The organism is Burkholderia sp. BCC1993, assembly GCF_905339865.1.
In the GTDB taxonomy this organism is placed as follows: Bacteria; Pseudomonadota; Gammaproteobacteria; order Burkholderiales; family Burkholderiaceae; genus Burkholderia.
The window spans coordinates 81,775-94,119 of the sequence record NZ_CAJPGZ010000004.1; the positions used below are offsets into that span (position 1 = coordinate 81,775).

Here is a 12,345-nt window from a genome sequence, read left to right on the forward strand (position 1 = left end):
AAAAACGGGCGATGTGGAGGAATCCGCATCGCCCGTTTGTATTTTCGGTGCGGCCGATCGCGTCAAAGCGACGGCAGCAGCTCGGGCGGATGGTGCTTGAGCGTGTGCCGCGCTTCGCGGAATTCCGGGAAGATCGATTCGACGGTCTGCCAGAAGGCCGGGCTGTGGTTCATTTCGCGCAGGTGCGACAGCTCGTGCGCAACGACGTAGTCGATGATCGACATCGGGAAGTGAATCAGCCGCCAGTTCAGCCGGATCTTGCCGTCGCTCGAGCAGCTGCCCCAGCGCGTCGCCGCCGACGACAGCGCAACCATCGAATACGTGACGCCGAGCCGTTCCGCGTAGACCACCAGGCGTTCGCCGAAGATCCGCTTTGCTTCACCCTGCAGCCAGCCCTGCACGCGATCCTTGATCTGCTGCATGTCGGCTTGCACGGGCAGCGGCAGCGACAGCCGTTGCGCATCGGCGTCGAATGCGACGGCGCCCGCGCCGAGCGCGATCGTGATCGTCTTGCCGAGATACGGGAGTTGCGCGCCGTCGCGCCAGTCGATCTGCGGCAGCGCGCGCTGCTCGGTGCGGGTCTTCCACTCCGTGAGCTTCGCGAAGATCCAGCGCTGCTTCTCGGCGATCGCCGCTTCGATGTCGGCGAGCGTGACCCAGCGCGGTGCGGTGATCGACAGCCCGCTGCCGTCGATCGTGAAGCCGATCGTGCGGCGCGCGGAGCGCTTCAACCGATATTCGAGCACGCGGCTGTCGAGTGCGAACGTGCGGACGCGGGAGCGATCGGGTGCGGGGCCCGGATCGAGCGGCGCCGTGGGCGCCGCGGGAGCTGCAGCCGCTTCAGGCGGCGAGGGCGGCGCGGCGGGCGCCGACGGTGCGGGCGATGCCACTGCCGGCCCGTCGAAGAGCGGCAGGTCCATCTGGCGATGATCGAGTGCCACGATGGCAGGCCGTGGCCGCGGACGCTTTTTCATCAGTTCGCTTCGTTTTGTCGTACGCAACGGCTGCAATCCGGGTGATTCAGACGCGCGCGGCATCGCGCGTGCCGGCATTGCCCGGCTGGCGATACGCATCGGGATCGATGCGGCGCATTTCCGCTTCGATCCATGCTTCGACCTGCGAGTTCAATACGTCGGGCGTCTTGCCTTCGACCGGAATCGGCTTGCCGATCGACACGGTGACGACGCCCGGGAACTTCGTGAACGAATTGCGCGGCCACACCCGACCTGCATTGTGCGCGATCGGCACGACCGGCGCGCCGGTTTCGATCGCGAAGCGCGCGCCGCCCGTCTTGTACTTGCCCTGCTTGCCGACCGGCGTGCGCGTGCCTTCCGGGAACATGATCATCCACGCGCCTTCCGACAGGCGCTTCTTGCCCTGGCGGATCACCGACACGAAGGCATTCTTGCCTTCCTTGCGGTTGATGTTGACCATGTGCAGCAGCCCGAGCGCCCAGCCGAAGAACGGCACGTACAGCAGCTCGCGCTTGAACACGTAGCAGAGCGGCTTCGGCATCAGCGCCGGAAACGCGAGCGTCTCCCACGCGGACTGGTGCTTCGACAGCAGCACGGCCGGGCCGTCGGGCAGGTTCTCGTAGCCTTCGATCCGGTAGCGGATGCCGTTCAGCCAGCGCACGACCCACAGCGTGGACTTGCACCAGCCGGCCGCCATCCAGTAGCGCGCGTCGGGACGCATGAACGGAAAGGCGATGAAGCACGTGGTGGCGTACGGCACCGTGTACAGGATGAAGTAGATCAGCAGCAGCAGGGAGCGGACGAAGCGCATCGGCGTGGGTCTGACAGTAGGGAGGATGCGCGCGGCGGCCGCATCACTCGTGTTCGTGTGAAAGGAAGTCGAGTGCGAACGCGCGCAGGTCGTCATGGACCTGCGTGCCGTCCGGCAGGTTGCCCGCGGCGAGCGTCTTCTTGCCCTTGCCGGTCAGCACGAGGTGCGGCCGGAAGCCGACCGCGACGCCGGCCTCCAGGTCGCGCAGCGAATCGCCGACGGCCGGCGTGTGACCGGGATCGATCTCGAAGCGCTCGGCGATCATCTGCATCATGCCGGGTTTCGGCTTGCGGCAGTCGCAGTGGTCTTCCGACGTATGCGGGCAGAAGAACACCGCGTCGATGCGCGCGCCGACCGCGGCCGCCGCGCGATGCATCTTCAGATGCATCGCATTGAGCGTGGCCATGTCGAACAGCCCGCGACCGATGCCGGACTGGTTGGTCGCGACGACCACGCGATAGCCGGCGTGGTTGAGTCGTGCGATCGCCTCGAGGCTGCCGGGCAGCGCGATCCACTCGTCGGGCGTCTTGATGAACGCGTCCGAATCGACGTTGATCACGCCGTCCCGGTCGAGGACGACGAGCTTGCGGTTGGGGCTGGTCGGCATCGTTCGGCCTTTATGCGGCGAGCTTCGAGATGTCGGCGACGCAGTTCATCTGCTGATGCAGCGCGGACAGCAGCGCGAGACGGTTCGCGCGCAGCGCGGGATCCTCGGCGTTGACCATCACGTCGTTGAAGAACGTGTCGACCGGCGCGCGCAGCGCGGCGAGCGCCGACAGCGCGCCCGTGTACGCACGCGCCTCGAGCTGCGACTGCACGTGCGGCGTCACGGCCGCGAGCTGCTCGTGCAGCGCCTTCTCGGCGGCCTCGACGAGCAGCGTCGGCTGCACCGTGCCGGTCGCGCCGCCTTCCGACTTCTTCAGGATGTTCGAGATCCGCTTGTTCGCGGCCGCGAGCGCTTCGGCTTCCGCGAGGCGCGTGAATTCGCGCACCGCGTCGAGGCGCGCGACGAGATCGTCGACGCGCGTCGGGTTCAGGCTCAGCACCGCGTCGACTTCGCCGGCCGAGTAGCCGCGCTCGCGCAAGAGGCCGCGCAGGCGGTCGATGAAGAACGCGAAGATCGCGTCGGTCGATTCGGCGACGCCCGGCACGCCCTCGAAGCGCGCATGGGCCGTGCGCAGCAGCGACACGAGATCGAGCGGCAGCTGTTTCTCGAGCAGCAGGCGCAGCACGCCGAGCGCGTGACGGCGCAGCGCGAACGGATCCTTCTCGCCGGTCGGCGCGAGGCCGATGCCCCAGATGCCGACGATCGTCTCGAGCTTGTCGGCCAGCGCGACAGCGGTGGACACCGGCGTGGTCGGCAGCGCGTCGCCGGAGAAGCGCGGCTGGTAATGCTCGGCGCACGCGAGCGCGACGTCGTCGGGCTCACCGTCGTGGCGCGCGTAGTACGTGCCCATCGTGCCCTGCAGTTCCGGGAACTCGCCGACCATGTCGGTCAGCAGGTCGGCCTTCGCGAGGCGCGCGGCGCGCTTCGCGTGCGCGGCGTCGGCACCGATCGCGGGCGCGATCTCGCCGGCGAGCGCCTCGAGGCGCTCGACGCGTGCGAGCGCCGAACCGAGCTTGTTGTGATAGACGACGTTCGCGAGCAGCGGCACGCGCTCGGCCAGCGGCTTCTTCTTGTCCTGCTCGAAGAAGAACTTCGCGTCGGCGAGGCGCGGGCGCACGACGCGCTCGTTGCCTTCGATGATCTCGCCCGGCATCTTCGTCTCGATGTTCGATACGATCAGGAAGCGCGAGCGCAGCTTGCCGGCGACGTCGGTGAGCGCGAAGTACTTCTGGTTCGTCTGCATCGTGAGGATCAGGCATTCCTGCGGAACCTGCAGGAATTCGTCCTCGAAGCGGCACGGATAGACGACCGGCCATTCGACCAGCGACGTCACTTCGTCGAGCAGCGACTCGGGCATCACGACCGTGTCGCCGTTCGCGTGTTCGTTCAGCTGCGTGCGGATCGTTTCGCGGCGATCGGCGAAGTGCGCGATCACGCGGCCCTTGTCGCGCAGCGTGTCGGCATACGCGCGCGCATGCTGGATCGCGACGAGGCCGTCGGACAGGAAGCGGTGGCCGAGCGTGGTGTCGCCGGCATCGACGCCGAACGCGGTGACGGGCACGATGCGGTCGTCGTGCAGCACGGTCAGGCGGTGCACCGGACGCACGAACTTCACGTCGGAGCCGTCCGGGCGCTGGTAGGTCATCACCTTCGGGATCGGCAGCTTCTCGAGCGTTTCGTCGAGCGCGGCCTGCAGCCCGTCGGCGAGCGTCGCGCCGGCCGCCGAATAGTTGACGAAGAACGCTTCGGCCTTGCCGTCCTGCGCGCGCTCGAGATCGGCGATCGACAGGTTCGGATGGCCGAGCGCCGCGAGCTTCTTCGCGAGCGGAGCGGTCGGCCGGCCTTCCGCGTCGAGCGCGACGGACACCGGCAGGACCTTTTCGCGGACCTGCTTTTCAGGCGCGACGGCGCGCACGTTCTGCACGACGACCGCGAGGCGGCGCGGCGTGGCGTAGCGTTCGAATACGAGTTCGCCTTCGACGAGGTCGCGTGCCGCGAGGCGTTGCGCGAGGCCTTCGGCGAATGCGTCGCCGAGGCGCGCGAGGGCCTTCGGCGGCAGCTCTTCGGTCAGCAGTTCGACGAGCAGGGGGGCGGGATGATTGTGCGTCATGTGTGGATTGAATCTCGTCTCGTCAGTCCTGATCGATCTTGCGTTCGACCTTGAGCGGCGGCGCCCATGCCGGCTGGGCGGCGTCCTGGGCATCGGTGGTGAGGCCCGGCACGCCCGGCGGGTTGCCGAGCATCGGGAAGCCGAGCTTCTCGCGCGAGTCGTAGTAAGCCTGCGCGACGAGACGCGACAGCGCGCGGATGCGGCCGATGTACGCCGCGCGCTCCGTCACCGAGATCGCGCCGCGCGCGTCGAGCAGGTTGAACGTGTGGCCGGCCTTCAGCACGAGCTCGTACGCGGGCAGCGCGAGCTGCGCGTCGATCATCTTCTTCGCTTCCGCTTCGTAGCTGTTGAAGAACGTGAACAGCAGATCGACGTTCGCGTGCTCGAAGTTGTAGGTCGACTGCTCGACCTCGTTCTGGTGGTAGACGTCGCCGTACGACAGGCGGCGCAGCTCGGGGCCGTTCGGGCCGTGCTCTTCCCATTCGGTCCACACGAGGTCGTACACGTTCTCGACCTTCTGCAGGTACATCGCGAGGCGCTCGAGGCCGTAGGTGATTTCGCCGAGCACGGGCTTGCAGTCGAGGCCGCCGACCTGCTGGAAATACGTGAACTGCGTGACTTCCATGCCGTTCAGCCACACTTCCCAGCCGAGGCCCCACGCGCCGAGCGTCGGGTTCTCCCAGTCGTCCTCGACGAAGCGCACGTCGTTCTGCTTCAGGTCGAAGCCGAGCGCTTCCAGCGAACCGAGATACAGGTCGAGGATGTTTTCCGGCGCCGGCTTGAGCACGACCTGGTACTGGTAGTAATGCTGCAGCCGGTTCGGGTTCTCGCCGTAGCGGCCGTCCTTCGGGCGGCGCGACGGCTGCACGTAGGCGGCGCGCCACGGCTCGGGGCCGACCGCGCGCAGGAACGTGTGGACGTGCGACGTGCCCGCGCCGACTTCCATGTCGATGGGCTGGAGCAGGGCGCAACCCTGCTTGTCCCAGTAGGACTGCAGCGTCAGGATGATTTGCTGAAACGTAAGCATGAAGAGCCTTCGTGGCGCTGGCGCTCCGTTGCGGGCGGCGCTCCGGGCGGGGCCCGGAGGGTCGGCTCGCGCGGCGGCGCGGCTTGTTAGTGTGCTGAAACGTGCAATTTTACCGGATCGGCGGCCGGATGCGGCCGGAACGCGGACGAAGGAGGCGTCGGCGGTGTTCCGGGCGAGCCGTGCGCGGCCTGTGCGCGGGTTGTCGATGCGCGCGGTGCGCTCGCGCGCGGTGTCGCGATGCGCTGCTCGCACCGCCTGCCGCGCCGCTTTGCGCGGGCGTTAAGATGCGCGTATTGCGGCGCGCGCGACGCCTGCCGCGCGACCGATTGCCCACTCCGGACCGCATGGACGATTCGAACGACCTCCTCATTCCGCTGATGCCGCCGCTGCTTGCGCTGCTCGGGCAGGCCGCCGACGCGCACGCGCGCGGCAAGCGCGACGCGCATGCGCTCTGGCTCGCCGCCGCCGGCCATCTGCACGCCGTCGACATGGCCGCGCTCGCGCAGCTTACCGCGGCGCTCGTCGCACGGCAGCGTAGCGCCGACGCGCTCGCGCTGGCCGAATGCGCGCTGCGCGTGCATCCGGGTGCCGGCGCCCGTTTCAATCATGGCTACGCGCTGCAGATGCTCGGGCGTCACGCCGACGCCGTCGCGTCGTACCGCGCCGCCTATGCGCTCGATCCGGGCTGGCCATCGCTGCGCAACAACCTGGCGATCGCGTTGCGGCTGTCGGGCGGCGACCGCAACGAAGAAATCGCGCTGCTCGACGCGGCCGTGGCGGCCGACCCGCACGACGTGCAGGCGTGGATCAACCTGGTCGTCGCGCGGCTCGCGACGCAGGACCTCGACGGCGCGCTCGCGTGCGCGGCGCGGCTCGCGGAGATCGTGCCCGACAATGCGCTCGCGCTGAACAACATCGCGATGGCGATGAAGGAGGCGCAGCGCTGGGACGACGCCGAACGCTACGCGGCGCGCGCGTGCGAGCTGGCGCCCGACGACGCGTCGTTCCGTTTCAACCTCGCGATCATCCAGCTCGTGCGCGGCAACCATGCGGCCGGCTGGCGCGGCCACGAGGCGCGCTGGGACGGCGCCGGCGAGCTGCGCGGCCGCCGGCCGGTGCTGCCCGGCCCGCGCTGGCAGGGCGAGCCGCTCGCGGGCAAGACGCTGCTCGTCTGGGGCGAGCAGGGGCTCGGCGACGTGCTGCAGTTCGCGCGCTTCGTCGCGCCGCTCGCCGAGCGCGTGCACCGCGAGGGCGGCCGGCTTGCGTGGAACACGTTTCCGCAGGTGGGCACGCTGATGCGGCGCAGCCTCGGCGCCCACGCGGATGCGTTCAGCGCGGGCGGCGGCGTCGACGCGCTGCCGGCGTTCGACTACGAAGTGCCGCTGATCGGCCTGCCGTTGATGCTCGGGATGGAGACGTCGACGCTCGGCGCGGCGGTGCCGTACCTGCATGCCGATCCGCGCGCGCGCGACGCATGGCGTGCGCGGCTCGCGGGCGACGGCCGGCTGAAGGTCGGGCTCGTGTGGACGGGCAGCGCGGGGCACCAGCGCAATCCGTTGCGGCGCGTCGGGCTCGAGCGCTATGCCGATGCGTTGCGCGGTGTCGACGGCGTCGCGTTTTACTCGCTGCAGCCGGGCGCGGACGCGGATGTCGCCGCGGCGCGCGCGGCCGGTTTCGCGATCGAGGACTTCACCGGCGAACTCGAGAGTTTCGACGATACGGCCGCGTTCATCGGCGCGCTGGATCTGGTGATCACGGTGTGCACGTCGGTCGCGCACCTGTCGGGCGCGCTCGGCGCACGCACCTGGGTGCTGCTCGACGTGAATCCGCACTGGCCATGGCTGCTCGAGCGCGCCGACAGCCCGTGGTATCCGACCGCGACGCTGTACCGGCAGCCGACGTTCGGCGCATGGGCGCCGGTGATGGAAGCGCTCGGGCGGGATCTGCGCGGCCTGGCCGCGGACGCGCAGCGGCCGGCCTGAACGGCTGGCCGGCGCGACGTCGCGCGTCGTTGCTTCCGGCACGCGACTTGCCGGGGTGTCGTGCGGACGCAGCCTCATGCGCCGGACGTCGGCGGGCGGGGCGGTCCGCATGCCGCATCGGCGGCCGCCGCGCCGCGCGCGCCGGCCGCCCGATGCGTCAGGCGTTCCGGCCGCCGCCGGCCTGCGCGCCGTTGCGGCGGCGCAGGCCCGGCCCGAACGTGAAGCCGAACGCGAGCAGCACCAGCGACACCGCGAGCACGATGTTGTTGCCGCTCGTCACGTACGGCGTGAAGCCGCTCGTGCCTTCGATCCGTACGTCGAGCGAGCCGATCGTAAACGGCTTGAGCTGGCCGAGCACGCGGCCGCGCGCGTCGATCGCGGCGGTCATCCCGGTGTTGGTCGAGCGCAGCATCGGCCGGCCCGTTTCGAGCGCGCGCATCCGCGCGATCTGCAGGTGCTGGTCGAGCGCGATCGTGTCGCCGAACCACGCGAGGTTCGTCACGTTGACGAGCACGCCGGGCGGCTGCGGATTGTCGCGGATCGTCGCGGCGATTTCCTCGCCGAACAAGTCTTCGTAGCAGATGTCGGCCATCACCGGCTGGTTGTGCACGAGGAACGGCTTCTGCACCGGCGCGCCGCGCGCGAAGTCGCCGAGCGGCATCTTCATCAGGTCGACGAACCATCGGAAGCCCCACGGGATGAACTCGCCGAAGGGCACGAGATGGTGCTTGTCGTAGTGATAGATGTCGCGCGAGTGCGGCGTCACGCCGTACAGGCTGTTCGTGTAGTCGACGTAGTGGCCGTCCGGCGTGACCGATGCGCCGACCGCGCCGAACAGCACGGCCGAGCCGGTCGTGTCGCTGAACTTGCGGATCGCGACGGCGAACGGTTCGGGCAGCTCCTGGATCATCACCGCGATCGCGGTCTCCGGCGTGACGATCAGGTCGGCCGGCTTCTCGACGATCATCTGCGTGTACATCTTGATCGCCGCGTCGATGCCTTCTTGCTCGAACTTGATGTCCTGCTTCACGTTGCCCTGCAGCAGCCGCACCGTGAGCGGCGCGTTCGCGGGCACGGTCCACGCGGCCTGCGACAGCGCGATGCCGGCCGCGACGAGCGCGACGGCGATGCCGGCCGGCGCGGCGATGCGCACGCGCGCGTTGCCGGCGGCGCCGCGTTCGGATGCGGGCGACCGGCGCGCGGCGACGAGCGCCTGCACGGCCAGTGCGGCGAACAGCGCGAGCACCCACGCGATCCCGTACACGCCGACGACCGGCGCGAAGCCCGCGAACGGGCCGTCGACCTGCGGATAGCCGCTCGCGAGCCACGGAAAGCCGGTCAACACGGTGCCGCGCAGCCATTCGCCGAGCGCCCATGCGCTCGCGAACGCGAACGCGCCGTGCCAGGTCGGCGAGAACGGCCGCGGATCGGGTTCGCGGCGATGCCACGCATGGCCCGCGCAGAACGACCAGAGCCCCGCCGAGAACGCCGGATACAGCGACAGGTACAGCGAGAACAGCACCAGCGCGCCGCCCGCGAGCGGCGCGGCCATCTCGCCGTACACGTGCATGCTGATGTAGAGCCACCAGATGCCGCTGATGAAGTTGCCGAAGCCGAACGCGCCGCCGGTGAGGGCGGCACCGCGCCAGCTCGACGTGCGCGTCAGCTGCGCGAAAAACCAGACGAATACGACGAGCTGCAGCCAGCCGCCGTGCGGGGTCGGTGCGAAGCTGAGCGTATTGGCCGCGCCGGCGAGCAGCGCGGCCGGATAGTGCCAGCGCGGCAGCGTGCGGCCGGGTGCCGGCGCGAGAAGACCGCCAGCCGGGCGGGACGGGATCGGATCGTCCATGTGAAGCGAAAGAGGGCGAGCGGTTGAGGGAGACGCGACCGGCGCGAGACGGTCAGTCCTCGTGCGAGGTTTCGGCGCGGCGGCTCGCGAGGGGGGTGCGGCGCACCAGCAGCACGTGGACCTGGCGCGCATCGCCGCGCTGGATCTCGAACACGAGGTTGCCGAGCTGCAGCTTCTCGCCGCGGTGCGGCACGCGGCCGAAGTGATGGGTGATCAGCCCGCCGATCGTGTCGACCTCGTCGTCGGGGAAGTCGGTGCCGAACGCCTCGTTGAACTGTTCGATCTCGGTGAGCGCGCGCACGCGGAAGCGGCCGTCCGGCCCCGAGATGATGTTGCCGGCTTCCTCGTCGAAGTCGTATTCGTCCTCGATGTCGCCGACGATCTGTTCGAGCACGTCCTCGATCGTGATCAGGCCCGCGACGCCGCCGTATTCGTCGACGACGATCGCGAGGTGGTTGCGGTTCACGCGGAAGTCGTGCAGCAGCACGTTCAGGCGCTTCGATTCGGGAATGAACACGGCGGGGCGCAGCATCCCGCGCACGTCGAATTCCTCTTCGGCATAGAAGCGCAGCAGGTCTTTCGCGAGCAGCACGCCGATCACGTTGTCGCGGTTCTCCTCGTACACGGGGTAGCGCGAGTGCGCTTTCTCGAGGACGAACGGGATGAAGTCTTCAGGCTTGTCGGCGATGTTGATCGCGTCCATCTGCGCGCGCGGCACCATGATGTCGCGGGCGCACAGGTCGGACACCTGGAACACGCCTTCGATCATCGACAGCGAATCGGCGTCGATCAGGTTGCGTTCGTGGGCGTCCTGGAGGATTTCCAGCAGCTCGGACCGGGATTCCGGCTCGGGCGAGATGAAGTCGGTCAGGCGCTCGAGCAGCGAGCGCTTTTCTTGCGGTTTGTCGGTGAGCTTACGACTGGGATACGAATCGTTCATGGTGGTGCGCCCGGGTCATGCCGGGGCGCGCGGTCACGGAGTAGGCAAGGATACACCAAGGGCATGGCGCGGCCGTGTCACACCGGCCGTCCGGCCGGGGGCAGGCGGCGCGCGCGAGCCCCGCTCGGGAACGGCCGCGCCGGGCGCGACGCCGTCCTATGTATCCATCCTATCTCAGAAAGGGGCGGCCGGGCAGCGGTGGCAAAAAAGCGGGGGCGACCGGCCGGCCGGTCGGCGTCAGCGGCATTTCGTCGCGTGCAGGGCGGGCCGGGCGGGCGCCCGGACCCTCAGAAGCGCATGCCGGCGGAACAGCCGCCGGCGGCCGCGCCGTTGGTCGCGGCGCCGCCGCAACCGAACATGCCGCAGCCGGACAGCGCGACGCTCGTGGCGACGAGCAGCGCGGCCAGCATGACGCGCGATCTGCGTGACGGGTTCATGGGCGCGGATTCTCCTTCGAATGCACGGGGGCGGCCGCCGGTGGGGCGCACGCCGGCCGGTCGGGCATCACCGGCATCGCGCGAGCAGCCCTTCCAGCGCGCGGTCGGGGATGCCGCTCGCGCGCAGCGCGTCCACGGTGCGGCTCACGTAGTCGAGCGTCGTGCCGTAGCGGCCGGCCGCGCAGCTGAATACTTCCTTCACGACGGGGTCGGTCAGCTTGCCGGTGTAAGTGGGCACGTCGCGGCGCATCACGAATGCGAGCGCGTTCACGCGTTCGCCGGTCTCGAGCGAGCACGGCAGCCACGCGGGCCGGTACGACCCCATCGGCATCTCGCGTTTCCACAACGTCTCGAGATGCGGCTGCGCGGTCGGGCCCGCGAGCCGGAACGCGATGCCCGAGCACGAGCCGCCGCGATCGAGCGCGAGCACGAGGCCCGGACGTTCGGGCGTGCCTCGGTTCACGCGCGACCACAGGTAGAGCCCGCGATGGTAGCCGTGCACCTTGCCGCGCACGGCGGCGACGGTCGGCAGCCCGGGGTTCCAGATCAGCGAGCCATAGCCGAACAGCCAGAGATCCTGCCGGCCGTCCCAGTCGCGCATCGTGTGCGCGAGCGATGCCGCGAGCTCGTCTTCCGTCAGCAGCCGTCCCTCGCCGATCGACGGCGGGTAGGCGGGCGGCAGCAGCGCGGGGTGGTGCATGGTGCGGACGATGCTTACTGGTACGGGTTCGGGAAGCCCAGCTTCGCGAGGATGTCGACTTCGAGCGCTTCCATTGCGGCGGCGTCCTCGTCGCTCGTCTCGTGATCGTAGCCCTGCGCGTGCAGCGCGCCGTGCACCAGCAGGTGCGCGTAGTGGGCCATGAGCGGCTTGCCCTGTTCGTGCGCTTCCTTCTCGACGACCGGGCAGCACAGCACGAGGTCGCCGATCACCGTGCCGTCGGGCGCCGGGTCGTACGCGAAGGTCAGCACGTTGGTCGGGTAGTCCTTGTGGCGGTAGCCGGCGTTCAGCGTTTGGCCTTCTTCGTCGCCGACGAAGCGCACGGTGAGCTGCGCGCTCGCGAACAGCGCCGGCTCGATCCATTCGGCGATCAGCTTGCGCTTCGGCAGCGTCTTGCGGATGTCGGCGGTGATCTCGTCACCGTACTGCACGGACAGGTCGAGCTCCAGCTCGCGCAGCTCGTCCGCCATTTCCGCGATTTCCTCGTCGCGCGGCGCGGGTTCGGCACCCACGTGCAGCGTCACGCTGTCGTAGTGCTCGGGCTGCAGCGCGAGCTTCGCGCGCATCGCCGGGTCGTTGTGCTGCGCGACGATCGCGACGGCCGCCTCGCCCGAGCTGCCCGACAGGTCGAACATCAGGCTGCGGCCGTCCGGGAAGTCGATTCGAAGCCCTTGCGCGTTGACGGTCCGGGCCTTGCCCTTCGCATCGAACAGCGAAAGACGGGGGGAATCGGGCGCGGCGGACTGGTCGCGCCCGGACTTGCGAGAACGGGAAGATTTCATGACGGGTGCGGCGATTGGAACGCGTTGAGGATACACCAAACGGCCGATCGCGCCCGAATTCGAACCGGCCGCGCGCGGGCGAAAAAATGCCCGGCGCGCCGTCGGGCG

General features: G+C 69.4%; 11 protein-coding genes. 1 reads left to right on the forward strand and 10 read right to left on the reverse strand.

All coding sequences use genetic code 11. The features are described from left to right. Positions 1 to 62: 62 nt before the first annotated feature. The 5 genes from U4Y91_RS07455 to glyQ are packed head-to-tail and all read right to left on the reverse strand — an operon-like array spanning position 63 to position 5,529. Positions 63 to 974, reverse strand: coding sequence for a SprT family zinc-dependent metalloprotease (locus tag U4Y91_RS07455; RefSeq protein ID WP_321804516.1), 912 nt, complete (start codon positions 972 to 974; stop codon positions 63 to 65). Positions 975 to 1,020: 46 nt separating this feature from the next. Then, a complete protein-coding gene (locus U4Y91_RS07460; RefSeq protein WP_321804518.1) occupies positions 1,021 to 1,785 on the reverse strand; it encodes a lysophospholipid acyltransferase family protein in 765 nt (254 codons plus the stop codon). Between the two features lie 43 nt (positions 1,786 to 1,828). Next, complete coding sequence (gene gmhB / locus U4Y91_RS07465) at positions 1,829 to 2,392, reverse strand: D-glycero-beta-D-manno-heptose 1,7-bisphosphate 7-phosphatase (RefSeq protein WP_321804520.1); 564 nt, start codon at positions 2,390 to 2,392, stop codon at positions 1,829 to 1,831. 10 nt (positions 2,393 to 2,402) lie between these two features. After that, entirely contained in the window at positions 2,403 to 4,502 is a 2,100-nt protein-coding gene (gene glyS, locus U4Y91_RS07470) for a glycine--tRNA ligase subunit beta (protein ID WP_321804522.1), read from the reverse strand. A 22-nt stretch (positions 4,503 to 4,524) separates the two neighbouring features. Further along, positions 4,525 to 5,529, reverse strand: coding sequence for a glycine--tRNA ligase subunit alpha (gene glyQ / locus U4Y91_RS07475; RefSeq protein ID WP_082729730.1), 1,005 nt, complete (start codon positions 5,527 to 5,529; stop codon positions 4,525 to 4,527). Between the two features lie 344 nt (positions 5,530 to 5,873). On the opposite strand from glyQ, the gene U4Y91_RS07480 reads away from it, so the two are divergent. Further along, positions 5,874 to 7,511: a tetratricopeptide repeat protein gene (locus tag U4Y91_RS07480; protein WP_321804525.1), complete on the forward strand. Its 1,638-nt coding sequence runs from the start codon at positions 5,874 to 5,876 to the stop codon at positions 7,509 to 7,511. Between the two features lie 157 nt (positions 7,512 to 7,668). On the opposite strand, the gene lnt is transcribed toward U4Y91_RS07480, so the two are convergent. The 5 genes from lnt to ybeY form a co-directional block, all read right to left on the reverse strand. Beyond that, on the reverse strand, positions 7,669 to 9,360 hold the full coding sequence (gene lnt / locus U4Y91_RS07485) for an apolipoprotein N-acyltransferase (protein ID WP_321804527.1): 1,692 nt from the start codon (positions 9,358 to 9,360) through the stop codon (positions 7,669 to 7,671). A 52-nt stretch (positions 9,361 to 9,412) separates the two neighbouring features. Next, positions 9,413 to 10,300 (reverse strand): HlyC/CorC family transporter, encoded by an 888-nt coding sequence (locus U4Y91_RS07490; protein WP_321804528.1) that lies wholly within the window; start codon positions 10,298 to 10,300, stop codon positions 9,413 to 9,415. A gap of 287 nt (positions 10,301 to 10,587) precedes the next feature. Continuing rightward, a complete protein-coding gene (locus U4Y91_RS07495) occupies positions 10,588 to 10,737 on the reverse strand; it encodes a hypothetical protein (RefSeq protein ID WP_185500336.1) in 150 nt (49 codons plus the stop codon). A gap of 67 nt (positions 10,738 to 10,804) precedes the next feature. Continuing rightward, entirely contained in the window at positions 10,805 to 11,437 is a 633-nt protein-coding gene (locus U4Y91_RS07500) for a gamma-glutamylcyclotransferase (protein WP_321804530.1), read from the reverse strand. Between the two features lie 14 nt (positions 11,438 to 11,451). Further along, a complete protein-coding gene (gene ybeY / locus U4Y91_RS07505; RefSeq protein ID WP_321804532.1) occupies positions 11,452 to 12,237 on the reverse strand; it encodes an rRNA maturation RNase YbeY in 786 nt (261 codons plus the stop codon). Positions 12,238 to 12,345: the final 108 nt, after the last annotated feature.